Origin of the sequence: Rhodoferax antarcticus ANT.BR (assembly GCF_001938565.1) — a bacterium.
Classification (GTDB): domain Bacteria; phylum Pseudomonadota; class Gammaproteobacteria; order Burkholderiales; family Burkholderiaceae_C; genus Rhodoferax; species Rhodoferax antarcticus.
In genome coordinates this window covers 392,668-417,831 of sequence record NZ_MSYM01000013.1, presented here as the reverse complement: position 1 = coordinate 417,831, position 25,164 = coordinate 392,668, and the positions used below count along the sequence as shown (strand labels likewise).

General features: G+C 53.1%; 26 protein-coding genes. 4 read left to right on the top strand and 22 right to left on the bottom strand.

From position 1 onward, the window contains the following. The first annotated feature begins 2 nt into the window (after positions 1-2). Positions 3-461 carry a hypothetical protein gene (locus BLL52_RS20370; RefSeq protein ID WP_139313367.1) on the top strand — a complete coding sequence of 153 codons (459 nt, stop codon included), beginning with the start codon at positions 3-5 and terminating at the stop codon, positions 459-461. Further along, positions 442-1,503, top strand: a complete 1,062-nt coding sequence (locus BLL52_RS10710) for a phytoene/squalene synthase family protein (RefSeq protein WP_075587195.1) — start codon at positions 442-444, stop codon at positions 1,501-1,503. Before BLL52_RS20370 ends, BLL52_RS10710 begins: the two co-directional genes overlap by 20 nt. Before the next feature lie 151 nt (positions 1,504-1,654). Here the strand turns inward: BLL52_RS10710 and BLL52_RS10705 are convergent, their stop codons facing one another. The 19 genes from BLL52_RS10705 to BLL52_RS10620 all read right to left on the bottom strand — a co-directional run bounded on the left by BLL52_RS10705 (position 1,655) and on the right by BLL52_RS10620 (position 17,793). After that, on the bottom strand, positions 1,655-3,028 hold the full coding sequence (locus BLL52_RS10705; protein ID WP_075586649.1) for a PucC family protein: 1,374 nt from the start codon (positions 3,026-3,028) through the stop codon (positions 1,655-1,657). Positions 3,029-3,079: 51 nt separating this feature from the next. Next, the gene (locus tag BLL52_RS10700; RefSeq protein WP_075586648.1) at positions 3,080-3,289 is read right to left on the bottom strand and encodes a light-harvesting protein; all 210 of its coding nucleotides are present in this window, start codon (positions 3,287-3,289) and stop codon (positions 3,080-3,082) included. Positions 3,290-3,301: 12 nt separating this feature from the next. Next, the gene (pufB, locus tag BLL52_RS10695) at positions 3,302-3,454 is read right to left on the bottom strand and encodes a light-harvesting antenna LH1, beta subunit (RefSeq protein ID WP_075586647.1); all 153 of its coding nucleotides are present in this window, start codon (positions 3,452-3,454) and stop codon (positions 3,302-3,304) included. After that, positions 3,447-3,635, bottom strand: a complete 189-nt coding sequence (locus BLL52_RS20365) for a hypothetical protein (RefSeq protein WP_139313366.1) — start codon at positions 3,633-3,635, stop codon at positions 3,447-3,449. The genes pufB (BLL52_RS10695) and BLL52_RS20365 overlap by 8 nt, the downstream gene beginning before the upstream one ends. Beyond that, positions 3,635-4,498 (bottom strand): carotenoid 1,2-hydratase, encoded by an 864-nt coding sequence (locus BLL52_RS10690; protein WP_075586646.1) that lies wholly within the window; start codon positions 4,496-4,498, stop codon positions 3,635-3,637. Before BLL52_RS10690 ends, BLL52_RS20365 begins: the two co-directional genes overlap by 1 nt. Then, entirely contained in the window at positions 4,495-6,033 is a 1,539-nt protein-coding gene (gene crtD / locus BLL52_RS10685; protein WP_075586645.1) for a 1-hydroxycarotenoid 3,4-desaturase CrtD, read from the bottom strand. Before crtD ends, BLL52_RS10690 begins: the two co-directional genes overlap by 4 nt. Continuing rightward, a complete protein-coding gene (locus BLL52_RS10680; RefSeq protein ID WP_083633898.1) occupies positions 6,026-6,796 on the bottom strand; it encodes a hypothetical protein in 771 nt (256 codons plus the stop codon). Before BLL52_RS10680 ends, crtD begins: the two co-directional genes overlap by 8 nt. Positions 6,797-6,891: 95 nt before the next feature. Further along, a complete protein-coding gene (gene pufC, locus BLL52_RS10675; protein WP_075586644.1) occupies positions 6,892-7,926 on the bottom strand; it encodes a photosynthetic reaction center cytochrome PufC in 1,035 nt (344 codons plus the stop codon). After that, complete coding sequence (gene pufM, locus BLL52_RS10670; RefSeq protein ID WP_075586643.1) at positions 7,923-8,900, bottom strand: photosynthetic reaction center subunit M; 978 nt, start codon at positions 8,898-8,900, stop codon at positions 7,923-7,925. The genes pufC and pufM overlap by 4 nt, the downstream gene beginning before the upstream one ends. Positions 8,901-8,916: 16 nt before the next feature. Continuing rightward, positions 8,917-9,741, bottom strand: a complete 825-nt coding sequence (gene pufL / locus BLL52_RS10665; protein ID WP_075586642.1) for a photosynthetic reaction center subunit L — start codon at positions 9,739-9,741, stop codon at positions 8,917-8,919. Between the two features lie 112 nt (positions 9,742-9,853). After that, positions 9,854-10,054 carry a light-harvesting antenna LH1, alpha subunit gene (gene pufA, locus BLL52_RS10660; RefSeq protein ID WP_075587193.1) on the bottom strand — a complete coding sequence of 67 codons (201 nt, stop codon included), beginning with the start codon at positions 10,052-10,054 and terminating at the stop codon, positions 9,854-9,856. An 11-nt stretch (positions 10,055-10,065) separates the two neighbouring features. Then, positions 10,066-10,290: a hypothetical protein gene (locus tag BLL52_RS10655; protein ID WP_075586641.1), complete on the bottom strand. Its 225-nt coding sequence runs from the start codon at positions 10,288-10,290 to the stop codon at positions 10,066-10,068. Positions 10,291-10,321: 31 nt separating this feature from the next. Then, on the bottom strand, positions 10,322-10,465 hold the full coding sequence (gene pufB / locus BLL52_RS10650; protein WP_075586640.1) for a light-harvesting antenna LH1, beta subunit: 144 nt from the start codon (positions 10,463-10,465) through the stop codon (positions 10,322-10,324). A 141-nt stretch (positions 10,466-10,606) separates the two neighbouring features. Then, entirely contained in the window at positions 10,607-12,085 is a 1,479-nt protein-coding gene (gene bchZ, locus BLL52_RS10645) for a chlorophyllide a reductase subunit Z (RefSeq protein WP_075586639.1), read from the bottom strand. Next, positions 12,085-13,638, bottom strand: a complete 1,554-nt coding sequence (gene bchY, locus BLL52_RS10640; RefSeq protein WP_083633897.1) for a chlorophyllide a reductase subunit Y — start codon at positions 13,636-13,638, stop codon at positions 12,085-12,087. The genes bchZ and bchY overlap by 1 nt, the downstream gene beginning before the upstream one ends. Positions 13,639-13,641: 3 nt before the next feature. Next, positions 13,642-14,652 carry a chlorophyllide a reductase iron protein subunit X gene (locus BLL52_RS10635; RefSeq protein ID WP_075586638.1) on the bottom strand — a complete coding sequence of 337 codons (1,011 nt, stop codon included), beginning with the start codon at positions 14,650-14,652 and terminating at the stop codon, positions 13,642-13,644. Beyond that, the gene (bchC, locus tag BLL52_RS10630; RefSeq protein ID WP_075586637.1) at positions 14,649-15,602 is read right to left on the bottom strand and encodes a chlorophyll synthesis pathway protein BchC; all 954 of its coding nucleotides are present in this window, start codon (positions 15,600-15,602) and stop codon (positions 14,649-14,651) included. Before bchC ends, BLL52_RS10635 begins: the two co-directional genes overlap by 4 nt. Before the next feature lie 74 nt (positions 15,603-15,676). Further along, positions 15,677-16,672, bottom strand: coding sequence for an acetylserotonin O-methyltransferase (locus BLL52_RS10625; RefSeq protein WP_241839119.1), 996 nt, complete (start codon positions 16,670-16,672; stop codon positions 15,677-15,679). Positions 16,673-16,887: 215 nt separating this feature from the next. Next, positions 16,888-17,793: a polyprenyl synthetase family protein gene (locus BLL52_RS10620; protein ID WP_075586635.1), complete on the bottom strand. Its 906-nt coding sequence runs from the start codon at positions 17,791-17,793 to the stop codon at positions 16,888-16,890. 65 nt (positions 17,794-17,858) lie between these two features. Between BLL52_RS10620 and BLL52_RS10615 the strand changes: the two genes are divergently transcribed. Next, positions 17,859-18,884, top strand: coding sequence for a cobalamin B12-binding domain-containing protein (locus tag BLL52_RS10615; protein ID WP_241839117.1), 1,026 nt, complete (start codon positions 17,859-17,861; stop codon positions 18,882-18,884). Positions 18,885-19,343: 459 nt separating this feature from the next. Continuing rightward, a complete protein-coding gene (locus BLL52_RS10610) occupies positions 19,344-21,119 on the top strand; it encodes an ABC transporter transmembrane domain-containing protein (protein ID WP_075586634.1) in 1,776 nt (591 codons plus the stop codon). Between the two features lie 407 nt (positions 21,120-21,526). On the opposite strand, the gene BLL52_RS10605 is transcribed toward BLL52_RS10610, so the two are convergent. From BLL52_RS10605 to BLL52_RS10595, 3 genes are read right to left on the bottom strand one after another with little or no spacing between them, the layout of a single operon-like run. Beyond that, complete coding sequence (locus BLL52_RS10605; RefSeq protein WP_241839115.1) at positions 21,527-22,117, bottom strand: NUDIX domain-containing protein; 591 nt, start codon at positions 22,115-22,117, stop codon at positions 21,527-21,529. 48 nt (positions 22,118-22,165) lie between these two features. Next, entirely contained in the window at positions 22,166-23,653 is a 1,488-nt protein-coding gene (gene nuoN / locus BLL52_RS10600; protein WP_075586632.1) for an NADH-quinone oxidoreductase subunit NuoN, read from the bottom strand. 34 nt (positions 23,654-23,687) lie between these two features. After that, positions 23,688-25,163 (bottom strand): NADH-quinone oxidoreductase subunit M, encoded by a 1,476-nt coding sequence (locus BLL52_RS10595; RefSeq protein ID WP_075586631.1) that lies wholly within the window; start codon positions 25,161-25,163, stop codon positions 23,688-23,690. Position 25,164: the final 1 nt, after the last annotated feature.

Here is a 25,164-nt window from a genome sequence, read left to right as displayed (position 1 = left end):
TGATGAAAACGCAATCCGTAGAAATTATGCCAAAAAGCCTAGAAGCCCTTGATAGCTTTGCTTCAGTAGCTATCATTATTGATGAGGTTTATGCCGAGCAGAAAGCAGCGCCCCGAGTAAGTTTCGGATGCTATAGCTCTCAAATGCTCAGTCAGATAGGCCGCCCAGACGACCGGAATGAAGTTTGTAAGCTTGCTGGTGTCACAACGCAAGCCGATGCAACTCTTCTCGGCGCGCCACGAAGGCACACCGATCCGATACTGCTTTACAGAGGCCTGACGTGTGACCTTAAGCCGCCGCCAGCAAAAAGCACCCTCTTTGGCCCATGTAGCCTTAGCGAAGACATTGCCGACCTGTACTCAATGGGTGTCGACACCCATTCCGGATCGGGTGCTTTCGTTTTCCTAACAACATCCAAATCACTTGTCCGAGTTACTCCCCATGCCAACAGCCTTGCTTGACTACGAATCAAACGACCTTAAGTCATGTATTGCCATGATGAAGGGGGGGTCAAAAACTTTTTTTGCAGCTAGCCGTTTGTTGCCAATGCGTGTTCGAGCCGCTGCAACTGCGTTGTACGCTTACTGTCGGGTCGCCGATGACATGGTTGACCAAGGTGGCGACGTACACGCCAACTTGGCAATCCTACGACATCGACTTGATCTGATTTACGCAGGTACGCCCGCAGATTTCGTTGAAGATCACGCGTTGTCACTCGTCGTTCAGCAGCACAACTTGCCTAGGTTATTTCTGGATGCCCTGTTGGAGGGATTTGAGTGGGACGCGCTCGGACGCAGATATCAGACGATTGAAGATCTGCACGCTTATGCCGCGCGAGTTGCTGGGACCGTTGGCGCAATGATGTGCTGGATCATGGGATCACAGTCCGTCGCAACTCTTGCCCGTGCATGTGAACTTGGCGTGGCCATGCAGATGACCAATATAGCGCGTGATGTTGGAGAGGACGCCCGCAATGGGCGAATCTATTTGCCACTAGATTGGATGCAGGGGGCCGGTCTAGACGCTCTGCAATGGCTGGATGACCCGCAGGCCACAGAGATCGTTAAGTCACAGATAGGTCGACTCCTCGACGAAGCTGACGCCTTGTACCAACGGGCAGAGCCAGGCATCGCCGAACTGCCACCCGATTGCCGCGCTGCAATATTTGCTGCAAGTTCAATTTATGGAGAAATTGGGCGCCAACTTCGCCGAGAGGGACTCGACTCGATCAGTCGGCGCACAGTCGTCAGTACCAGGCGAAAGCTGGTTTTGCTGGCAGGAGCATGGACACAAGTGAGGTGGGTTTACGCGGACCCTGAACAACCCGATCCACTTGAGGCGATCCGTTTTTTAGTTGATGGCTGTCAATCAGAGATGGTTGGCTGCGCTAACCGGAAATATTTCCCCAACAGAACGGTATCCCACCGTGTCGAAAGAGTATTAGCGCTACTTGAAAGGCTTGAGAATGAGAAACTCAATCCCAAGCCTTTCAAGATACCTTAATGGTTTATTTATCGTCCGGACGATTAAACCAATTTGCGACAAGAAACAAGATGAACACCACAAACATGAAAATCAATACAGAACTAATTTTGAACATAAGAACTCCTTCAGGTTAAATTTAACGACCAAACTACTCAACAAACAAACTAAATCAAACCAAGACCGCTTTGGTTCTTCTAATCAGCGGAATCATGACCACTAGCGTGACAAGAAGCAGCGCTAATTCAAGCAAATATACTGTATTGTAGCCAGCCAGGGAGCCGTGACGACTGGCAACCAAGTCCCGAAGGATCCCCCCGAATGCCATCGCTGCGCCAGCTGCGGTAGCCTGCACGGCACCCCATGCCCCCAACGCCAAACCGGCCCTGTCTTTCGGTGCCAGGTTCATGGTGGAGGTTAACGTGCCATGTGCAAACAGCCCGACGCCACAACCAATCAAGAACGCACCCAGCGCAAACAGCCATGGTATCTGGAAAAGTCCGGACGCAATCACCGCCATAAACGCTGGAATGCCGACCAAAACACCACCAGCGGCCATCAAAAAAGGGTCTACGCCGCGACTCAGAACCTTGGAGGCCCAGCTAAAACCAATCAAGCTGCCAAAGGCCATGGTTGCGGTGAGCGTTGTGGTAGAAGAGACACTTAGCCCAAGAATGTCCCCGCCGTAGGGTTCAAGCAAAACGTCTTGCGTTTGAAAGGCAATCGTTCCAACGCCTAAGACGAACAAACGGCGCATGGCCTGGCCACCACTGGCAAAGCTCTTCCACGCATCTGTAAAACTCTCATCTAGGTCCACTTGGCTGGAGCGTCCCGAGTGCCGCGCTTCCTGTTTCCAGAGTGCCGTCACATTCAAAATCATGGTGACTAAAGCGACCCCCTGAATCACCTGAACAAGCCGCCCAGGGCTGTAATCCGACAACAGTTGCCCATACACAAAAGCACTGCCGATCATGCCAAGTAACAGCATGACGTACATCAGTCCAACCACCTTGGGCTGTGATTCGACGGGTGCAAGATCTGTAGCCAGCGCCAAACCAACCGTTTGAGTGGTGTGAAGACCGGCACCTACTAGGAGGAAAGCCACACCAGCACCTAGCTGACCAATCCAGGCTGGGGCATTTGCAGACTCTCCACCACCTGACAGAACCAATAGAGCAAACGGCATGATGGCAAAACCACCAAACTGCAGCAAGGTGCCCATCCAGATGTAGGGGACACGCCGCCAGCCCAGCGCCGAACGGTGTTTATCGGAGCGAAACCCGATCAAAGCCCTGAGTGGCGCGAAAAGCAAAGGCAAGCTGACCATGATTGCAACCAGTGCGCTTGGCACACCCAGTTCAACGATCATCACGCGATTCAGCGTACCCACCAACATGACCAGAGCCATGCCGACTGAAATTTGAAAAAGAGAAAGCCGGAGCAACCGAGATAACGGCAAGTCTGCCGTTGCTGCATCCGCAAAAGGAAGAAAGCGGGGCCCTGCAGTAACTACTGCTGAAACCAATTTTTGACTGAAGCGGCTCATCTTAAAAGGAACGGGATCCGAAGATCCCGATCGAATGACGGTGCGAATGAATTAAATCTTCGCCACGACCGCAGCTGGCAGAGCAGGTACTGCATCAGCAGTAGCAGCTACCGCCGCCTTGTCGCCGAAGAAAACCTTAATCCATGGCGCATTAATAGCGAGCGCCAAGTGAACAGAGAATGAGGCAACGGCGACTGCCGCTAGAAAAAGTGGAACACCTGTTGAGGGCTTCACATATATCCACATATTTTTGTAAATCATGATCTTATCTCCTTATTTGAGCCAAGGTGAGTAAATGTAGGCGAGCAGATGGGCGAATGCGGCGATCATGCCGAAAATCTGCGTGCCTTGGATGAGACTTGAATGAATCTCTTGAGATTCGGCGATGGTCAATCCCGTTGGGTATACTTTGTCTATATCAGACATGGTTATTCTCCTTGCAACGTGCAAAACCCGCACGAGGGTTACTTAAAGCCGGAATGGCTAAAAATTCTGCTTTATTGTCTCTGATGTTGCTGCTCTCAACAACCCTCTTTTGATGATCTAAGTCAAAAGATGACAACGTAATTAAATAATCTGAATTGGCGGCCAGATGAATGATGTCCATCAAAACCTCCTAGGCATGCGCCAAGGCAGCATAGCGCGTACAACTGGGGAAACAAGCCGGGGAATTGACAGTGACTCGTGAAAACTGGTGACACGTTCGCCAAGTAATTCACTACGCAAAAGGGAACGCTGATAAAAAGGAGTATCTTCAAGCTGCTCGTGAATATCGACGCTTGAACTGCTGCGAATACCGCGAGATACACGCCAACCTGTGCGCGGCAGCACTTTACGAGATGGTGCCTCAAAAGGCTCCACCGTACCGTCTGGGCGGAACAACAACGACAGCAAAGAACTGCTGCGATCTTTGTACGTCATATCGTATAAAACAGCCGTACTACCATCGCGCATCGCACTCCTAGACCAATCCCATTCGTGAAAAGCGTTTTCAATCGGCTCAACTCCCTCGTTAGAGTCGAGATAAGCCGTACCACTCCATTTTTGGCCTGGTTCAGCCAAGTCAACCTCAATGCGAGCTGAAGGCGCCAAGGGGCCCCAATGATGTTTGCTATTGGCATCCAAAGGGGTGCTAAATTTAGACAGACGCAGCGGCTCGACGCGGATATGACCAGTAATCCGATGCGGTATCGGGGCAGATATTTCTTTGACACTGATATTCAAGCTTGTACCATCCCACTCAAGCTGACTTGGGCCAACCACAAACCGGCTCGCGTCACGTGTTGTGTACTTACGACCACGCTCCGTCATGCACCACCGCTTGTGGTGCCGACTATACAAAGCGACGTTCAACGCGCAAAAATTTTCGGGGTCAGCAGCAGTTTTTCGATTGGCCCAGGCGTAATAAGGCGAAAAAACGCTACCAACGAAAGCAATGATGCTCAGACCGAATTTGCCGTCGTCACTCATTGCATCGATGTACCACCAGAGGTACCCTCCATGTGGAACCGACTGGTCAAACCGAGGTTCTCCATGATCGCCTCTGCCGCAAGACGCCCTGACATTGCTGCCATCGGAACTCCCGGCCCCGGATGAACACTCCCGCCCGCCAAATACAGTCCGGGTATCGGGCTGATCGACCCGGGTCTCGAAAATATGCTCAGCCATCCGTGTGTTGCCTGTCCGTAAAGTGCTCCCCCGGTACCGGGAAAACGTTGATGAAATTGACGAGGTGTCGATCGAACCACATGCTGCGTTTCTAGCGACATCTGCAAACCACAGTCTTTTGCCCGCTGGAACGAACGCTCTTGCAATTTGTCCAGAAACTCGGGCGCTAATGCCCCATCATCGTCGTCTCCAACGGCTGGTGCATTGACCAAACACAACATTCTTTCAGGCCCTTCGAAATCTAGTCCTGTTCCTCGATCCTGGGCGCACACGTACAAGGTTGGGTCTTCGGGCAAACGCTTTCGCGTGAAAATATCATTGAACTCGGATGCGTAGTCCCGCCCAAAAAACAGATTGTGGCGATCCAGTTTGATGCCTCTTGCCTTGGCCGACACACACCAGGTAACTGCCGACAATGACCGCTGGCCAGTTCGGGGCGGCACAGCGCGGCAGGTTTTTTCACCCAACAAACCCTGACGCAGTGCAGCCGCGTCACCATTAAAAATGACCACATCGGCTTTTTCAACTTCGCCATCTGGCAACAGAACACCGACCGCCTTGCCATCCTTGACAAGGATCTCTTGGCACTCGGTGTTGTACTTAAACTGAACACCGTTTTGCTTGCAAAGGCGAACAAGACACTGCGCCAAGGCTGTCATTCCGCCTTGCACCGACCAAACTCCGTCCATTTCAACCTGAGCGATCAAATTCAGAGTGGCTGGCGCTTGCCAAGGCGACGAGCCGCAGTAGGTTGCATACCGACCAAACAGTTGGCGAAGACGTGGGTCAGAAAAATGACGGCCCAAACTATCCCACATCGTGCGCGTTGGACCAACGCTGGCCATCAACGCCAACCCTTTTGGACCAAGAGACAGCATGAACCTAGGCAAATTTTTTACCTGCGAACGGATGAAAGGCGCCTCTAAGTGCTTGTAAAGCGCCGATGTCATTTCGCAAAACTTTCTGAAACGTTCTGCTTCAGCAGCGCCAGCAAACATCTCGACGGCGGCTTCGCTCGCCTTCGCATCAGCGAACAGGTCAAGCGCACTACCGTCGTCCCAAAAATGGCGCCCAATCACGGAGAGCTGGCTTAGCTGGAGTTCGCGATCAAGGTCAGTACCTACTGACGCCATCAGCTCAGCAAAGACCCACTTCATGGTGAACACCGTAGGACCCGCGTCTATGAACTGTCCATCGATCTCTTGCGCACGAATCTTTCCCCCGGCCACCTGACTACGTTCGATCACCGTAACTTGCAGCCCTTGGTGTGCCAACCGCAGAGCGGCTACCAGCCCCGCCATGCCAGCGCCAACCACAACAACGCGCTTATCAGCCATGGTGAACCTCAAGCGCTTGGTCGTACGACTTTCCCTGCCACTGACCAGACATAAACAAAACGTGCATCCTCACAAACATGGACTCAGCGAAGTAGTCATTTTTGTAGACGGCACCAATGGCTTGCTTGTGTGCACCTGAATGGGCATACGCTTGCATCGATTCCGTATCGGTCCAGAGGCTGAAGGTGCACTGACGTAGCAGGGGCGCTTCGCCCAGTCCCATTGCTAACTGGCAGCCTGAAGACTTGCTCAACTGTTCTTGGGCAGCGGGGGAATAACGCCAGAAAGCGAGAGCCTTGGCCGGCCGGATCGCGCCTCTGGTTAACACAGCAACGGGCTCGGACGCAACTTCAAGTTCGTGATAAGCAATAGTTGTCGATAAACAACTATCAGGAGTTACTCCCCACGCCTGTTGGTCCCAATGACCTCTGGCGGAGGTAACTGACAGCATACCCAACCAATGCTCGCGCGCATGACAGATGATGCCGCGAACCTGTTCGCCGTCACAAAAATCAGATGCCTTGCGTTGATCCTCAAAAAGACAAATTAAACCCTGGTGACTACCGCTGGGACGCAGCCCAAATCCGCCCCCGTGGCCGCTTCCCATCACTTTAACAAACAGCAATCCAGGGACATCTTTGAGTGCGACGGCTCCCTGAACAAGCCGCATCCAACCCCACGCGCGATGCTGAGTCAGGTAGTCCACCAATAGGACCACCACGACACCAGAAATCTCTTTAGCAGGATTTACCATTGTGTTCATACTACGATGCTCTCATCCAATAGCGGCACAACTGACAAATCCGAGAAGAGCGCGCTTGAGTGGTTCGCACATGATCACCCCTGGTTTCAGCGTGCCTAATTCGAAGCCATTGCTGCCGTTGCGGGTGGACGTGGCCCCACCAGCTCTGGATAGTCTTTCAACATAGGCGCGCCATTCAGCGGTTTGTAGGCACCCTGATGACACGTGGCGCAGTTAACCTTCGCGACATCACCCAGAGCACCAAGCCGATTGGCCGGGAACGCGCCTGTCAGTGGCTCCATGTAAGCAACATTCAGGTCTCTCGCCATGCGGATACCGTGGTAAGCCGTGGCTCGCTGGGGAGGTCCTTCCCATTCTGCGAATGAGCGTGTGTTATGACAGTATGTGCAATTAACGTTCAGCGCCGACGACATGTGCGTCATCAAGCTGTACGTCCACTCCGTTTGCTTGAGGGACGCCCTATTTCCAGCTGGCAACGCGGTCGAACTGATGACACGAATAGGTTGCGCCTCTAACAGGAAGGGCGTGAATGGATCACTCGGCAACGACGCGTATTTCACAGAGGTCACCGCCAGATTTTGACCAGCACGATTACCGAGCAAAGCTGTGACGTTTGCCTGGGGAACCTCTTTAAACCAAATCTCGTTGGGTACAGGCTGCCCCCTATGACAGGTATAACAGGTCACACCGGTCGCTGCAACGTGCGTCGTCCAATCGGAATTTATGTGCCTGGTCATCTCCAGCATGCGTCGAGACACTACTTTGGTATAAATGTTGTCGTCTGCGAAATCGTCGGGATTGTGGCAATAGTTACAACCTTCTTTGGGCGACACCCACTCAGTCATCGCAGTCATCAAACGGGTGAATTCGGCAACACTGGTATCACCCAAAACTTTGACATTTTGAAAGACCTGGCTTGCCCTAGGACCATCTGGACTAGCGGGAGCAAGGGCTACAGGAACGATGTTGATTGCGCTTCTCGCTTCAACCAGCCTGGGGTTGTAGACCTGCACCATCCCTGTTCCGCGATAACCCCACTGAACCGAATCTGGCACTGGGCGCTCACACCCAGCCAACACCGCCAAGCCGCCCAACGTCAACAGCTTAAAAGAAATAGAAATCTTGCTCATGGTTTCACTCCAGTCATGAGAGCGGGATCGAGAACCTCAGGGAAGACCGCTGGGTACGGCGGCACAACACCGTGCTTCATCGACCACAGATACCAGTTGTCAACAACCGTACCGCTCAACAAGATACCGATTCCGCCAGTCAGTGGACACAGAACCGCAAACCACCAAGCCCAACGGTGAATCGATTCCATCGTGGCATTAAAGCCCATCGTCCAGCGCCAGAACAGTGCAGCGCGCTCGGAAGCACCACCGCGGTCGAAAATTTGCTCAATTTCACGCTCACCGCCGAAACGCGTCACCGCCAAGATAGTGGCACCGTGCATCGCGAAAATCAGAGTTGACCCATACAGGAAGGCAATCGACAACGCATGAAACGGGTTGTAGAACAAGTTACCGTAGCGCAACGAAAACGCCGCCGTCCAATCCAGGTGCGGAAAGATGCCAAAAGGCACTGCCTCACTCCAAGAGCCCATCAAAACTGGGCGGAAGAAACCTAGTACCAAGAAGAGCCAAATGGCAGCCGCAAAGGCCCAGGCGACATGCGTCCCCATGTGAAGTTCGCGGGCCCGGCGATAGATACGGAGCCACCACAACATAAGTGATGCTGTCAAAAAGAAACCAGCCATTAACCACCATCCACCCTCATTCAGGGGGGGCATGCTCAACCCATATTGCGGCGCAGGTGGCTCCAGAGCCAACCAGAATAGCTGGCGAATGAATTGCACTGGATCCCAGCCTACCGAAGCAAGCATGTTCATACCAATGATGAAAAATGATAATGAAAAGCAAACTGTGGCTGCTACACCCAATGTCCCCAAATAGATAGGACCAATTTGGGCGTTACCTAACCGGCCCAGCAAATGGAACAAAACCGGCTGACCAAAGCGAGGTTCGTTACCCTTGCCCAGAGGGACGCCATGATGTACAGCACCTGAGGGTTGCACCGCAGTAAATAAATTTTGATATTCGGCCATGATGTGAACTCCTGACTTATTTCCAGATCGGCATATTCAGCCACCAGCCCCACCATTCGGGCCAGCCACGAGTCCAAAATGGACCACTAATCACAATACACAAAGCACTGAACAAAACCGCAGCCAGCGCCAGGAACAAGCCAAGGCGATGAATACCCAGTGTGCCAATGGAGTAACCAATAATGTCCCGAAAGAAAGTGTCTTCCGCTTCAGGTGCACACACCATGTCGCCTTTTTTGGGGTTGGAGGCCGAGACAATCAGCGAGCTATGCAGCGACAGCGCAAAAGTGGTTCCAAAAAAGAACGTGATGGCCAGCATATGAGCTGGGTTGTAATGGAAGTGCAAATACTGGTAGCCGACGTTTGACACCCAGTCCAAGTGGCTGTATATGCCGTAGGGGAAACCATGCCCCCAAGCGCCCATCAAAACTGGGCGAATAACAACCAAAGTCACATAAGCAAGAATAGCAACACCAAAAGCGAGCGGTACATGCAAGCCCATACCAAGCTTGCGACAGATTTCAACCTCTCGAAGCATCCATGACACAAAGGCACCGATGGCACAGACAGTTACCAACTGCCACAGCCCGCCCTGCATCAGTGGCGCGATACCAAGACCATACGACAGGTCTGGCGGTGCAATGCTGATTTGCCAAAGATTCCAGGTCGGGCCTTGCGAGGCGCCCCAAAGGATCATGAGCGTCCCAAGCACACTGAAAAACAATGTGGTGACACCAAAGAACCCGACATAAAACGGTCCGACCCAAAAGTCGAAAAGGTCACCGCCTATAAGAGTTCCCCCACGAACTCTGTACTTCTTTTCAAAGCTGAGCATCGCCATGATTTCACCCGCCTAACTGGAACTGACTATGCGCCAATTCCGAATTGATTACAAAAACTGTGCAAACGAAACCCAAAACTATGGGTCCGTTTGCTATCCGTGAACAAAGTCCTTAAGACCCTGCTGAAGGAATTGGTGCGGGCAGCGGTGCGTTTTGAACCGCAACTGCGCCAGCATTTTTTTGGCCATCCAGCCAATTGAACTTGTTGGTACCCAGCAAGATGAGGTGAATCATCGCGGCCAAAGCAAACAGAAAAACAGCTTGAGCAACCATAACCCTGATAGGGTCGAACATACGCCAAATTCTCCACATGGTCATTTCTCCTAAATAATATATGACATGAGTGTATAAACCGCAGAACTTACGCCTTCAAAGAAGCCTTTTGAATTTTCAGCGCCGGGCAATAATGATCTCCATTGCACACCCACCAGCGAAGCCAGTACTGATGCAATAAAAAAAATAACAAACACCGGCGCAAAAATCATCCAAAAAGCCAGTGATTTTTCTGCATGCAGAAATTCACCTTGCAAATGAGGGTTTTGATCCATGACAGTTAGCTCTTAAAACCTAACAGCAGCATTAAAACCAGGGACGCCAAGCCCAAACAAGAACGTGCGCGACCACAGCAACCGCTGTAAATCCCACAAAACCTTGAACATAGAACTTGTGGAATTCCTGGGCTTCCTCGTCAGTCAGTCCGGAAATAGAGGTTTGATTCGACATGCGAATGCTCCTTCACAAAAATAGCCTTTCGGCCAATGATGCGCACAACCCGCGCAACCTGAGTAGCCAAGGCGTCGAGCCTTGACATTTGTTGTCCAAAGCTAAAACAAAGCTCTGGCGTTAAGTCATGCTGGCTCGCACTCATGCATGAACTCCTAATCCCAATTCGTCTGCGGCATGGTGCACGTGAGCGTCAGACACGGTTTCTTGCCCTGCCTCACGAGCAAACCTCTCCGACAAATCTCGTAACCTCTTTGCAGCGGAAATCTGTATCAATACCGGCTGACTCTGGATAATGTCGCGCATCCGCATTTGTGCATCGTGATGCCAAGCTGCATTTGGAGTGACTACGCCGCGCGCATGTGTTGGGTCAACACGATCCAAATCCGTTCCTAGCGGCAAAATGTGGAAAAGTGCATCAAAGAGACTATTACAGACCTCTTGAATGACATAAGTAGCACCGCTGTACCCCATAAAAGGAGTACCGGTATGCCGGCGAATCACCGCACCAGGAAAAGATGCCGGTATAAACGACGCCCGCATTGGCCCGGCACCGGAGAGCTCACTCAGATACATACGTTCGTTGTAACTGCCAAACATGATGAGCGGCGTTTGCTTTTTGCACAACTCGCGAATCTTATGGTTATCCGTCTTCGTGCCTGCGGTCCGAGAAATGCTGAATTTGCACGGCAAGCCCATCTCTGTTTCTAGGAAGTGCTTCAAACCACGTGCGTATGTTTCGTTAGCGACTACTGCGAAACTTGCAGTCGAGAAGAAGTCTTGTGTGACCGAGCGCCAAAGATCCCACAGCGGTTTCAGCGTGGTGTGTTTTTCTCGCTCAATAAATGGCTCGGGGTCTAATCCCAATATCTCGCCGAGCGTGCGCAAAAATTGAGTCGTACTGTGCAGACCGATCGGTGCTTGCAAATAGGGCCGCTCGAGGGCTTCGCAAAGCATCCGACCAAATTCCCGGTACATACAAATATTGGCATCAGCGTTGACAAGATTTTTGACATCTGCCAAATGACTACCAAGAGGAAACACCATATTGACTTCAGCGCCAATACCCTCTACCAAGCGACGAACCTCGGCGAGGTCGCTCGGTGAATTGAACATTCCGTACGACGGACCTATGATATTAACTCGAGGCTTATCGCTTTTGGGCCGGTCTAGCAGGGCCAAACGTTCGGGAATCTTGCGTAACCCGTACTCACTCCAGAGCCAAAAGATCGCCCGGTTAGCGCATTGCCACTGGTCCTCATCAATGGTACGAGGCAGAAAACGCAAGATGTTCGTTCCCTCTGGAGTGACACCACCACCAATCATTTCCGCAATAGACCCCGTCACAACCACTGCTGGCAAATCAGGATCCAAGGTGGCATGCGCACGTTTCATAGCGCCTTCGGTACCCTCACGGCCGAGTTGCTCTTCACCTAAACCGGTAACGACAATCGGCAGTTCATGTGGGGGAAGTGCATCGGTGTAATGCAACACTGACGTAACCGGCAAATTCTCGCATCCGACCGGGCCATCAATAACAACCTGGAGACCCTTGATAGCAGCAAAAACATAGACTGCTCCCCAGTAGCCACCCGCACGATCATGGTCGAGGATGTACATCAGCCCATCTCCTCGGCTTTGCGCTTTTTGAGCAAGCGATCCAACTGCCGACGAGTTTCAGCGCGAAACTCTGGATGCGCCACTGGGACATCCTCCCAAATACCAGCCGCATCACCGGAACCAACATTCTCAAAAAAAGCTGTCATGGCTTCAAAACGGGCGCGGTTTCCAATAGCTGCCTGAACGACCTGCACCAGTGAACCCGCACCGGCAGCGCCCATCAACGGACGAGCTGAGATCAGGTTAGTGAAATACAGCGCTGGAATTGACATCTGTTTGGCCTTTTGAACGATAGGCGTTGTTCCTATCGCAAGGTCTGGCCTGAATTCTTCAACTGCAGCCATATCCTGCTCAAGTGAAGCACGAAACTGCACTTGAACGCCTTTTGATCGCAACCAATCTGCGTCAGCCTGGTTCCAAGGTGTGGCCGGGCAAGCGGAGCCCACATACTTCAAGTCAGCTCCACATTCCACCAGCAAGCGACCGACCAACAACTCGGAACCTTCGTACCCACTCAGAGTAACGCGGCCTTTGATGGAACTGGTCGCCAATACGCCCCGCAGTGCAAGTGCTGCCCGATCCTTAGCCAAATCGATCTTTGCCTGTGTGATACCCGCTGCCTGACCAATTGCTTGCAGCCACGACAAAGTGCCGTCCAACCCCACAGGAGCCGATCCGACCACAGGTCTGCCAGCCGCTTCAAACTGCCGCACACTTGCGATGTAAAACGGGTGAATAGCAGCGACTGCCACGCAATCGAGTGCGGCATAAAGCTCGCGCCATTCCCGGGTGGGTACGACTGGTCCAACTGCTAGCCCCATGGGAGCCAGAAGCTGTGCAATACCTACCGGATCAGCCGGGAACATCTCACCAAGAAGCGTAACTGTGGGCATACTAGCCACCCCGCCGCGAGGAGCCTGGACTGGACCACTTTGGATTTCTTGCCGCGCATAGCGCAACATAGCACCAGCGAGTACGTCTTTAGCTTCCGCATGCGTCGGTACACCAAAGCCTGGCACATCGATACCGATGACCCGAACACCGTTGATTTCCTTGGGCAGCAGCTGCAACGGAACGCCACTGGCTGCGGGAACACAAAGATTGATGACAACGATAGCATCGAGCACTTCAGGGTCTGCCTGCGCGTGGACAGCTTCTCTGATGTCCTCGAACAACTTACCAGTCACCAGCGACTCAGAGTTAAAAGGGACGTAACCAACACTGCGCCGGGCACCGTAGAAGTGGGAGGTGAATGTCAACCCGTACACACAACATGCCGAACCCGACAGAATCGTCGCGGTTCTGCGCATGCGCAGGCCAACCCGCAACGCGCCAAATGCTGGACACATGCTTTGCGGCTGATCATGTGGACCCGCCTTTGGATCTCGGGGGTAGTCTTTGGCGTATTGCAGTAACACTTCAGCTTTACCCGAGGCTTTCGCAGCTGACAGCAGCTTTTCACCACCCGCGTGACAACCCATACCGTCACCTTCAAGCGCAGTGAACTGCACTTCTGGCACGGCATCTGGAACAGTAGTTGAGTTCAAAAACATGGCTCAAGCGTTGTCGTAGACGACTTCCAGACTGGGCTTGACGACATCATGACGCCCTACCATGTCAAAAGCAGTTGCAGGCTGAAGCACCACATTGCGCCCAACAACATCTGCGCTGAACAGACTCAGCAACTGATCCTGCGTCTGCGGCTTGGGCCGCACTGGCGGCGCTAAGCCGACGTTTGTAGCAAGCTCCTCAAACATGGGACCCCACTCACCGCCAGGAATACCAATAATTTCGTAGCTGGCACTCTTCCTGCGAATGTCTTCATTCGCAGGGATGGCCGCCAAAACTGGGATGCCTGCATTCGCAGCAAAGGCGGCAGCCTCGCCCGTACCATCATCCTTGTTGATAACCATGCCGGCAACACCAACGTTACCACCGAGCTTGCGGAAATACTCAACAGCGGAACAAACGTTGTTGGCAACGTAGAGAGATTGCAAATCGTTGCTGCCAACAACAATCACCTTCTGGCACATATCGCGTGCGATGGGCAGCCCAAAACCGCCGCAAACCACGTCACCCAAGAAATCAAGCAGCACGAAATCGAAACCCCAGTCGTGAAAGCCAAGCTTCTCGAGTGTTTCAAAGCCGTGAATGATGCCTCGGCCACCACAGCCCCTGCCAACTTCCGGCCCGCCCAACTCCATAGCGAAAACACCATCCCGCTTGAAACAGACATCACTGATGCTGACAGCCTGGCCTGCAAGCTTCAATCTGGAAGAGGTTTCGATGATGGTTGGGCATGCCTTACCACCGAAAAGAAGACTGGTGGTATCGCTTTTGGGGTCGCAACCGATCAGCAAAACTTTTTTTCCCTGCTGCGCCATCATGTAACTCAGGTTAGCCAGCGTAAAACTTTTGCCGATTCCGCCTTTGCCATAGATCGCTATGATCTGCGTTTCCTTGGTCGGCTCGGATGTTGACACCTCCGCCAAAGGCTCTGATGCCTCTTGGCGTAAGCGGTCAACAAATTTGATAGCTTGCTCAGCAGGAGTAACCAAGGTGGTCATGCGTGGGCACTCCAATCCATAATCATTTTCAAACAAAGAGGGTCACCAAAAGCGACCTTATAGGCAGCCAAGGCATTCCGTGGAGACTGGTGATGGGTGATTAACCCCTCAAGTGAAAGCCTGCCAGTGGTTACCAACTCAGTCACCGCCAACAAGTCCGCACGCTTCCACTCAGCGGCCGTACGAATTTGGGCTTCGCGCATAAAGGCTGGCGCATAAGCAAAATGAAGATCCTTGGTGTAAAAGCCCGCTAGAACCACTTCACCACCGGGAGCCAAACGCAAAATAAGTTTATCCAGCAAGTTGCTGTCACCACTGACGTCGTAAATGGCTTTGTAGTCCTTCCGTAGGTCCTCATCAGGATGCACAACGTTGTAGCCCTGAGCACCAGACATACGCACGTTTTGAGTCTCCCAAACTGTGGGAGCAGGCGCACCAGAGGCCACAGTTAACCGGGCCAACAATCGACCCATGACACCGTGACCCACGATCAAATCAGGAGATGTAATCACTTCACGCTTGCCACCACCGGCAACTGCGTGGTAGGCCGTAGCCGCCAGAGCCAACAAAACCGCTTGCTCTGCCAATCCATCAGGGACAGGGATAGCGCGATCATGAGGAATAACTAAGTCAGATGCTGCTCCGCCAAACAGATTGCGGACTCCTTGGAAACAGTTGGCGCCAGGCACAAATACGCGCTGACCCACCTCCAAAGAACTTTCGCCTGCAACCTTGACCACACGGCCAACTGTCTCATAGCCAGGCACCAAGGGATAGCCCATCCCCGGAAAAGGCGGCATGCTGCCGTCCCACAATAGTCTTTCGGTGCCGGTACTGATGCCGCTGTACTCAACTTGCACCAGTATTTGGTGATCAGCCAACTCAGGCAAATCCAAAGATAGCACCGAAAGATGCTCGGGTTGCTGGAAAACGATCGCTTGGGCTTTCATGATTTTAATTCTAAGTTGACATTCACATTTGTCAACTTGAATTTACAGTTTATTCAATTTATTAGGGTAATTACTTAGGCGGCCGTAGATTTCCGGGCCAGCAGGATACGTGTGTGGATTGGCATGGCGTTGGGTACCTGCTCTACGCTGGCAAAACCGCTCTCTGTAAGCATGGCGGAAAGCTCACTGGGTGTGCGGAATCTGCCCGACCCCATAGCCAACAAGTACAGGTGGAAATAGGCGTCCGCCAGCGGCTTGTCGCCTGGCTCTTGGGCCATGGGCTCTGCAAGTAAAAGCGCGCCCCCTGCAGGCAGTGCACTGTGGATGTTCTTCAGAATCTTGATGACTGCGGCATCTGAATGGTCGTGTGCCACCCGCACCAGCGTAATCAAGTCAGCGCCATGAGGAATCGGGTCGTCAAAGAAGCTGCCAGGGCAGTAGTGCATGCGGCTGTCAATGCCAAGTGCTGTGTGACTCTTTTGGGCCAGATCGAGGACCGCTGGAAGATCAAATAGCTTGCAGGTGAGGTGCTGTTCGCGCTGCGCTACTGCGGCAACAAAGCGTCCCATGCCACAGCCCACGTCCATCATGCAATGGTGTTTGTGAAACGAATAGGCTCCAAGAATCTCTTCAATGACAAAGTTCTGCGAAGCAGCCATGAGTGCCGAATAACGCCCCACTTGGGCAGCATCCCGCTTGGAGTCCTGCGCAGGCGCTTCGCTGTGCGCGTAGGTCCAATAGGAAGCCATGTCGCCACGCCAAGCATCTCGCAAGAATTCCAGAGGTTCAGCCATGTCTTGGTAGAGCAAATTGTTGTGCTCCACCATAGCCCTGATTCCTTCATGCGCAGCCAGTGGCGCCCCCAACGCACCGAGGCCAAAACGTTGGCTGCCCCTGTGCTCTAACAAGCGCAGCGCAACAGCTGACAGCAGCAGACGCTGCAACACCGGGGCAGGCACACGGCAACGTGACGACAACTCTTCCAATGTGGCTGGCGACTGTTTGACAATAGTGAAAATATTGAGTTTGACGCAAGCCAACAACACCTGAGAGTGCACAAAACCGGACATTAAGTCGAAGATTTGTTGGGTCCGACGCTGGGTAAACCAGCGCGTCACGGGGTTGGAGATTGACTTCCGGTAAAGCTCCGGCCGGGTCATCCAATCGTCAAGCTTTTTATAAAATCCGTCCAGCCAAGACGAGCCTTCAAGACCGGCGTGCGCTGCCTTGGCAACATCCAAATTGTCCACTATCGATACTCGCGGTTATGCTGTTTTGGGTCTACTTAAGCAGACATGCTTTGGGGTGCAAGCATACTCTGGCGCTTGAACTCAGCGAAGGCAGCGCTGGGAACCAGCCGCTCGGCTTCACGGCGAACCAACTGCTGCAACAACTCCCGATACGAACATTCCGGGATGCTAGCAATTGCCAGCTCAATCAGGGACTGAAAGTGCGCCATAGCACCATCCAGACCCAGTTCACTAGCGGCACTCGGGCGCGCATGCAAGACATCTTGACCAGAGGGCTTGCCCAGCAGAATGGCTTGTCCCATGACATCGCGAATATCGTCTGCCACCTGATAGGCCTCACCGAGGCTCGCACCCAGCGTTGCCCAAGGACCAGCGTCGCTGGCGCAACACAATGCGCCAGAACAGGTAGCAGCAACAAAAAGTGCACCTGTTTTGGCGCGCTGATACTGGCCAAGGTCGGCCTTTACTTCACATTCCCAAGCTTGTCCCGCCACGATACCAGATGGCAATCCCACACCAGCGCTCAAGGCGTGCATCAAGGCCACCAAGCGCTCAGGATCAGACTTGCCCGCGTTCAACAACACTTGGTAAGCCATCACAATCAACGCATCACCGGCCAACAAAGCCAGAGGTTCTCCAAACGCTTTGTGCACCGAAGGCCGCCCACGACGGATATCCGCATTGTCAAAAGCGGGCATGTCATCATGAACCAAGGATGCACAATGCATCAACTCCACAGCGCAGGCCGCAGCGTCGGTCAATTCGGGAGCATCCTCACCACAGGCCATGGCCACCGACAAAACCAGTTGCGGACGAACTCTGGCGCCACCAGAAAACACTGCGTGCCGCATAGCCTCAACCAGTCTTGGCGGTGCGCCCAATCCAGCAGCTCTTTCAAAATGGAACTCAAGGGCTTTTTCTGCGCGCTTTAACAAATCCATAGGGCCTCGCTATTTCTGTCACTTCAACTTGACATTTGTTCGTGACTATATATAAGTGCCACAAGTTGTCAACTGATATTTACACCAGTGCGGGACTGCACCGGACGAAGACAGCATTGCTGACAGCAAAAAGAGCGTTGTTTGCGAGAACGAGATTTGTAAACCGTTGGGGTTACCATACCGATCCGTTCAAAACATTTCCAGCGAGTTCATTCAACCTGATCACGCTAGCGCGTCTATACCCAAGGATTGCTATGCAAAACAGCGCCATTCGTTCCGCCTCTTCAAAAGTGTTAGCCCAACAGTTTGGGATCCCGGCTGAAGATGCGTGCGCTGGATCCCTACGCAGCTTGATTGAAAGTCAGATCATCCCGCGACTTTTGGAAGCTCACCCGCATGCTGGGGCTGCAAACTCGCAGAATTTCGATCTGTCCTTCAAACCCGCAGCGTCTGATGTAGCCACCTTCTCTGAGCTTTGTGTGTCCCGAGAGCCCGAAGATGTGCTGACCTTCGTCGAAGGCTTGCTACTCAATGGCGTCAACAGCGACAGTATCTTTTTAGACCTGATTGCACCTGCCGCCCGTCATTTGGGCCTGATGTGGGAACAGGAGCGTACCGATTTCACCCAGGTTACGTTGGGCCTGTTGCGTATGCACCAGGTCACGCACCGAATCGGCTTCGAGTATCAGAGTGGTCCACAAAATGCCGGCACTTCCAAGCGGATCATGCTGGCGTCGGCACCAGGCTCGCAACATATTCTTGGACTCGCTATGGCGTCCGAGTTCTTTCGCAAGAGTGGCTGGCAAGTCGTGGTCGAAATCGCCAACACGCCTTCTGAGCTGTATGCTGCCGCAAAAAATGAATGGTTTGATTTAATTGGCTTGTCAGTGAGTCTCACCCAGCAGTTCGGTGGGTTGCTGGAGCTTGTCACAACCCTGAAGCAGACGTCGTGTAATCCAAGCATTCCGATACTCCTTGGTGGCCCTGCTTTTTTTTCCGGCGGCATCAGTGCGCAAAGCCTTGGGGCAGATGCCATTGCCACAGACGCCTTGGAAGGTGTTCGGATCGCGTCCTTGTTGGTCAATAGCTAACTGGTCTTAGTTCTGTGGCCGCCGGTCTGAATCTGCATTGATTCTTCCGGTTTGAGCGTGCGTTTTCGTGGGTGCTCGTCTTCTTCAAATCATCGTCATTAACGCGTCTTCTTCGCGCTGCTGAACGTCTTCTTCAAATTGCGCTTTGAGCAACGCGCGCTGTCAATGCGGGTGCGTCGGTTGACCCCACCCAGGAGCGTTTATGGCCCAGGCAGGACAACACAAGTGCGCGTACTGCGGGGATTTTTTCGTGTCCGACCATCGCAATCGGGGTCGACAGAGGTACTGTAGCGCTGTCGCCCGCCGTCTGCCCACAAGTTCGCCCGTTCGTCACCGAGTGTCACCTTTTCAGGCCATGTCACAGGCACTCTAACGACCTTGAAAGTGCCCCGATTAAACTCGCTGCAGCAACCCCTGCGAGTTTCTGCGCTTTTAGTGCCACCCAAAAACACTCCCTACATGTCTGAAGACTCCAAGCCCGCCCATCACCCCAAGTCACTGTCAGGGTTGATGCCCTTTCTTAGGCCCCACAAGCTACGCATTGGTTTGGCATTGACGTTTCTGATCATGGCTGCGGTGACGACACTGGCTTTTCCGCTCGCCCTGCGCAGTTTGATCGATGGCGGACTGACACCTGGTAGCCCGGGTGATGGGATGATGGCCGTGCGTGGTCACTTTGCGCTTTTGTTTGCCGTGGCTGTTGCCCTCGGTGTTTTTTCGGCAGCACGCTTCTATATGGTGAGCTGGCTGGGCGAGCGGGTTAGCGCCGACTTACGCAACGCAGTTTATGCACACGTACTGCAGCAGAGTCCGCAGTTTTTTGAAACGACGCAGACGGGTGAGGTTTTGTCGCGTTTGTCCGCCGACACGACATTGGTGCAAACGGTGGTTGGCTCCTCCCTGAGCCAAGGGCTACGTAATCTGGTCATGGGGTCAGGTGCTTTGGTGATTTTGGTGTGGACAAATCCAGTGGTCATGGCACAGGTGCTGCTGATTTTAATTTTGATCGTGGTACCGACTGCTGCGTTTGGTAGGCGCTTGCGTAAACTTTCTCGCGCCAGCCAAGACCGCGCTGCAGACTCCAGCGCCATTGCCGCAGAAGTTCTGAACGCCATCCCCGTTGTGCAAAGCTACACCGCAGAGCTGCGTGAAACCAGTCGCTTTACCCAGGCCACCGAGACAGCATTTGAGGTGTCGGTGCGGCGTTCAGGAACGCGCTCGGCGCTGGTAGCCTTCATCATCATCGCCACCAGTGCTGCCCTGTTGTGGGGCTTGTATCAGGGGACGCAGGCGGTGCTGGCAGGCACCATCAGTGCAGGGCACCTCGGACAAACGGTGATTTACGTCATCATCCTGGCCAGTGCTTTCGCGGTGCTGGGTGAGGTTTACGGCGACGTGCTGCGTGCTGCAGGTGCCACTGAGCGGCTGATGGAGCTTCTGGCTAGTCAGTCACCCATTAAATCCCCATTAAATCCGGCTCAAACCCTTATAGATAAAGCGGGGAGTGCTATTGAATTTGATTCAATTACCTTTCACTACCCGTCCAGACCAAACCAAGCTGCCCTGCATGAATTTTCACTGATCATCCCGGCTGGGCAGACCGTGGCGCTGGTAGGGCCCAGCGGAGCAGGCAAGAGCACGGTATTTCAGTTGCTGCTGCGTTTTTACGACCCGCAAAACGGCCGCCTCCTGCTTGATGGCGTTCCCACCCGCGACATGACGTTGTCCGATCTTCGCCAGCATATCGGTATCGTTCCTCAAGATGCGGTCGTCTTTTCAAGCAGTGCGCTGGAAAACATCCGTTATGGGCGACCAGAAGCCACTGATGCTGAGGTCAAAGCGGCGGCCATGTCGGCGTTTGCGGATGGTTTTATCACCGACCTCCCCCAAGGCTATGACACGTTTCTTGGCGAGCGCGGTGTTCGCCTGAGCGGCGGACAGCGTCAGCGAATTGCGATTGCGCGTGCCATCCTGAAAAATCCACCCTTATTGCTGCTGGACGAGGCAACCAGCGCACTCGATGCTGAAAGTGAGCGAATGGTACAGGCAGCTCTGGAATCAGCCATGCGTGATCGCACCACACTGGTGATTGCGCACCGCTTGGCCACAGTGCAAAAAGCCAACCGCATTGTGGTAATCGACCATGGGCGACTTGTGGAACAGGGAACCCACGCCGAACTGGTGGGCCTGGGTGGCGTTTACGCTGGGTTGGCGGCCCTGCAATTTAATGCCTGAATAGGGGTTTGATAAACGCGGACTTGTAGACCTGACTGAAGGCTTGTAAACCGATGCCGTAACTTTGACAGGAATTCATCATGGAAGTTTCCAGCACCCGCGCAGCGCAGATTCAGTCCACCCAGCAGCCCATGTCTTCCCAAAAAGCCCAATTGGCGGCCCTGAAACCAAGCAACAGCAGACGGAAGTGATGCCTAGCCTGCAAAACCGGCCAAACCAGTGATCAACATACTGGGGCAACCAACAGGTCGTCTGTTGAATGTGACTGCCTGACCAGACTTCGGGTTGACCGAAATTGGTTTAAAAACGATCCAACTGCGCCGTCAGTGCTCAACGAGCAAGGCCGGGCGACTGGGCGTATTGTCAGCTTTAGCGCCTAAGCAGTGATAACACGCCTACTGGCTGCGCTATTCCTCGGCGTGGTTATCCGACCAATCTAGTGCCCAGGCACCAGAAAGTACGTTTTCCAACCACAATGCCGCAACAAGCGTTTTGGCGTCTGTCACCTGACCATGTCGGCACCAAGACATCAGTTCAGCAGGCGTCGCAGTAAAAACGTCCAAAAATTCATCTTTGTCAAGCCGCCTCTCACCTGCCACGAGACCACGCGCAAACCAGATATCGATGAACTCGGTGGAATAAGAAATCGCCGGGTGCAACATTCCCGCTCGGGCCCAGGAAGCCGCCACGTATCCCGTCTCTTCGCGCAGCTCACGCTGAGCACACTGAAAGGGCTCCTCTCCTGCGTCAATCTTTCCCGCGGGAAACTCTATGACGGTGCGATTGACGGGGTAACGAAACTGTCGCTCCAAGACCAAACGAAATTGGCCAGGAGCATCTTCGATGAGTGGCACGATCATCACCGCACCCGGGTGAACGACATACTCACGCGTCGCTGGCGCACCGTTGGGGAGTTCCACACCATCGCACAGGACATGTAAGAAACTTCCCCTGCACAGTACGGTGCCTGACACCTTGCGCTCGTGCAAATGTTCCAAGTCTAAAACCTGCAAAAAAACGCGTCAGGTGACGTTAGATGGGCACGATTAAGTTGCCAGCATCTTCATCATTGCATCCGCGCACAAAGTCATGAGTCCGCCAGGCAACAATCCCAAAACCAGAAGCAAGGCGCCATTGACCGTGAGCACGGCACGAACCTCCACAGAGGCGGTAAGGGGGGCAGTGCTTGTAGGTGGATCAAAGTACATCACCTTGACAACCCGCAGGTAGTAGAAAGCGCCAATCAAAGACATCATGACGGCAAACACCGCCAGAACAATGTGCGATGTCGCCTCAGTGGCTATCAGCGCTTCCAAAATGGCAAGCTTGGCGTAAAAACCCACTGTGGGCGGAATGCCAGTCATAGAAAACAGGCACAGAGCCATGATGGCAGCGTAAAGAGGACTGCGTTGGTTGAGACCGGCAAAGTCAGAAATTTCTTCACTCTCAAACCCGTCCCGCGACAAAAGCAGGATGACGCCAAAGCTTGCCAAAGTAGTTAGCACATAGGTCACCACGTAAAACATCGCGGAACCATAAGCGCCCCCTGCCGCATCCGGGTTGGCATTCACTACACCCGACATCAAGCCCAACAAAACAAAGCCCATGTGTGAGATCGTTGAGTAGGCCAACATGCGCTTGACGTTGGTCTGCGCAATGGCGGCGAGATTACCCACTAGCAAAGACGCCACGGCCAGAACCATCAACATTTGCTGCCAGTCCACGGCCAACGGCAGCAGACCCTCAACGAGCAACCGAATGAACACCGCAAACGCTGCGAGCTTCGGCGCGCTGCTAACCATCAAGGTGATCACCGTCGGCGCACCTTGGTACACATCGGGTACCCACATATGAAAAGGTACAACCCCCAGCTTGAACGCCAAGCCAGCGACCAAAAACACCAGCCCAAACACCAGAATTTGCCGATCGATCTGACCGGAATTGATCGCCTGGAGGATCTGATGCAGGTCCAGTGACCCGGTAGCGCCGTAGAGCATGGACATGCCGTACAGAAGAAAACCAGAAGCCAAGGCACCCAGCACAAAGTACTTCATGGCCGCTTCGGTCGACAAGACGTGGTCCCGTCGCAAAGCCACCAGCGCATAACTGGACAGGGTCAACAACTCGATGCCCATGTAAATGCCAAGAAGGTTATTCCCGGAAATCATCACGAAGATGCCCAATAAAGAGAACAAACTCAAAGTAAATAACTCACCACCGCGCAGCATGTCACGCTCTGCTGCATAGTCACGCCCATAGATCAGCACAACCATCATCGAGGCAGCAGCAAAGCACTTCAGCCAGTCGCCCATCGAATCATTCACAACCATGTTGCTAAACGCATACACTGTTTGCCCTGACGTCGCAGAAGCCGCTTCGAGTGCAACCACCACTGCCAGCGTCAGGAGAGTAAGCCCATAGGTGAGACCGCGATTCTTGCTCTTCACCCATAAATCAATGATCATGATTGCGCAGGCCATGATCAGCAGGATGATTTCTGGAACGACCGCCAGCAAACTAAGTTTGTCAAACATGTGAATATCTTTTTCTTGGAATTCGGGGAACGGCCTAAGGCAGTTTTGACTGAGCAACGTGTTTCAGCAGCTCTGTCACTGAAACGTCCATCACGTCGGTAAATGGTTTTGGATAAACACCCATATAGAGCACTGCAATCGCCAGCAAACTCAGGAAGAAAAATTCACGTGTATTGATATCTGTTAGATGTTTAACCTGCTCATTAACAACGGGGCCTAAATACACCCGCTTGAACATCCACAGCGAATAGGCAGCGCCAAAAATCAGCGCACTGGCTGCCGCCATGCCAACCCAGAAGTTAACGCTGACTGCCGCCAGAATTACCATCCATTCGCCCACGAAACCCGCTGTACCCGGCAAGCCGCAGTTAGCCATCGAGAAAAGCAGTGCGAAAGCTGCGAACTTTGGCATGGTGTTGACAACGCCCCCGTAGGCAGCAATCTCTCTGGAATGCATCCGGTCGTAAAGAACACCAATGCAAAGAAACATGGCTGCAGAAACAAAGCCGTGTGCAATCATTTGCACAATGCCGCCGGACACACCCAGCCCGTTAAAAAGGAAAAAACCAAGGGTAACAAAACCCATGTGCGCTACGGACGAATAAGCCACAAGCTTCTTCATGTCCTTTTGAACCATGGTCACCAGTCCAACGTACACAACAGCAACCAGAGACAAACCGATCATTAAACCAGCCCATTCATGTGACGCGTCAGGTGCAATCGGCAAGGAAAACCGCAGAAAACCGTAGGCGCCAAGCTTCAACATGATGGCGGCCAAAACTGCTGAGCCCCCGGTTGGCGCCTCCACGTGGACATCTGGCAGCCAGGTGTGCACTGGCCACATTGGCACCTTGACGGCAAACGCTGCGAGAAACGCAAAGAATAACAATGTTTGAGTCGACCCTTCCAGCGGCAGACGGTGCCAGGTCAACAAGTCAAAGCTGCCACCAGAGGCGACGTACAAATAAATCAGCGCCACCAGCATTAGCAACGAACCAAGCAAGGTGTACAGGAAAAATTTGAACGAAGCGTAAATTTTGTTAGGACCACCCCAAATGCCAATAATCAGATACATCGGGATCAGCGTTGCTTCGAAGAACACATAAAAAAGCATACCGTCCAGCGCACAAAACACCCCTATCATCAACCCGCTCAAAATCATGAACGCGCCCATGTACTGATTGACACGCTTGGTGATCACCTCCCAGCTCGCAATCACGACAATCACGTTAATAAACGCTGTCAGCAGCACAAACCACAGCGAAATACCGTCAACGCCGAGTCGGTAATTGATGTTGAAGCGATCTATCCAGGAGGACAGCTCTCCAAACTGCATCGCAGCCGTCGAGTTATCAAACAAAACGTACAACGGCAATGTGACCAGCAAACTGATCACCGCACCGCCCAAGGCAACCCAGCGAACTGTCCGCACCTGATCCTCTCGGCCCATCGCCAGAAGCACCACGCCAAAAATGATTGGCGTCCAGATCGCCAGGCTCAACAAACCCATT

What these genes read in the sequence shown, in the direction of transcription:
- BLL52_RS20370 (WP_139313367.1), top strand. Translation starts at nt 3, where the DNA reads ATGAAAACGCAATCCGTAGAAATTATGCCAAAAAGCCTAGAAGCCCTT.
- BLL52_RS10710 (WP_075587195.1), top strand. Translation starts at nt 442, where the DNA reads ATGCCAACAGCCTTGCTTGACTACGAATCAAACGACCTTAAGTCATGT.
- BLL52_RS10705 (WP_075586649.1), bottom strand. Translation starts at nt 3,028, where the DNA reads ATGAGCCGCTTCAGTCAAAAATTGGTTTCAGCAGTAGTTACTGCAGGG.
- BLL52_RS10700 (WP_075586648.1), bottom strand. Translation starts at nt 3,289, where the DNA reads ATGATTTACAAAAATATGTGGATATATGTGAAGCCCTCAACAGGTGTT.
- pufB (WP_075586647.1), bottom strand. Translation starts at nt 3,454, where the DNA reads ATGTCTGATATAGACAAAGTATACCCAACGGGATTGACCATCGCCGAA.
- BLL52_RS20365 (WP_139313366.1), bottom strand. Translation starts at nt 3,635, where the DNA reads ATGGACATCATTCATCTGGCCGCCAATTCAGATTATTTAATTACGTTG.
- BLL52_RS10690 (WP_075586646.1), bottom strand. Translation starts at nt 4,498, where the DNA reads ATGAGTGACGACGGCAAATTCGGTCTGAGCATCATTGCTTTCGTTGGT.
- crtD (WP_075586645.1), bottom strand. Translation starts at nt 6,033, where the DNA reads ATGGCTGATAAGCGCGTTGTTGTGGTTGGCGCTGGCATGGCGGGGCTG.
- BLL52_RS10680 (WP_083633898.1), bottom strand. Translation starts at nt 6,796, where the DNA reads ATGAACACAATGGTAAATCCTGCTAAAGAGATTTCTGGTGTCGTGGTG.
- pufC (WP_075586644.1), bottom strand. Translation starts at nt 7,926, where the DNA reads ATGAGCAAGATTTCTATTTCTTTTAAGCTGTTGACGTTGGGCGGCTTG.
- pufM (WP_075586643.1), bottom strand. Translation starts at nt 8,900, where the DNA reads ATGGCCGAATATCAAAATTTATTTACTGCGGTGCAACCCTCAGGTGCT.
- pufL (WP_075586642.1), bottom strand. Translation starts at nt 9,741, where the DNA reads ATGGCGATGCTCAGCTTTGAAAAGAAGTACAGAGTTCGTGGGGGAACT.
- pufA (WP_075587193.1), bottom strand. Translation starts at nt 10,054, where the DNA reads ATGTGGAGAATTTGGCGTATGTTCGACCCTATCAGGGTTATGGTTGCT.
- BLL52_RS10655 (WP_075586641.1), bottom strand. Translation starts at nt 10,290, where the DNA reads ATGGATCAAAACCCTCATTTGCAAGGTGAATTTCTGCATGCAGAAAAA.
- pufB (WP_075586640.1), bottom strand. Translation starts at nt 10,465, where the DNA reads ATGTCGAATCAAACCTCTATTTCCGGACTGACTGACGAGGAAGCCCAG.
- bchZ (WP_075586639.1), bottom strand. Translation starts at nt 12,085, where the DNA reads ATGTACATCCTCGACCATGATCGTGCGGGTGGCTACTGGGGAGCAGTC.
- bchY (WP_083633897.1), bottom strand. Translation starts at nt 13,638, where the DNA reads ATGTTTTTGAACTCAACTACTGTTCCAGATGCCGTGCCAGAAGTGCAG.
- BLL52_RS10635 (WP_075586638.1), bottom strand. Translation starts at nt 14,652, where the DNA reads ATGACCACCTTGGTTACTCCTGCTGAGCAAGCTATCAAATTTGTTGAC.
- bchC (WP_075586637.1), bottom strand. Translation starts at nt 15,602, where the DNA reads ATGAAAGCCCAAGCGATCGTTTTCCAGCAACCCGAGCATCTTTCGGTG.
- BLL52_RS10625 (WP_241839119.1), bottom strand. Translation starts at nt 16,672, where the DNA reads ATGTCCGGTTTTGTGCACTCTCAGGTGTTGTTGGCTTGCGTCAAACTC.
- BLL52_RS10620 (WP_075586635.1), bottom strand. Translation starts at nt 17,793, where the DNA reads ATGGATTTGTTAAAGCGCGCAGAAAAAGCCCTTGAGTTCCATTTTGAA.
- BLL52_RS10610 (WP_075586634.1), top strand. Translation starts at nt 19,344, where the DNA reads ATGTCTGAAGACTCCAAGCCCGCCCATCACCCCAAGTCACTGTCAGGG.
- nuoN (WP_075586632.1), bottom strand. Translation starts at nt 23,653, where the DNA reads ATGTTTGACAAACTTAGTTTGCTGGCGGTCGTTCCAGAAATCATCCTG.
- BLL52_RS10595 (WP_075586631.1), bottom strand. Translation starts at nt 25,163, where the DNA reads ATGGGTTTGTTGAGCCTGGCGATCTGGACGCCAATCATTTTTGGCGTG.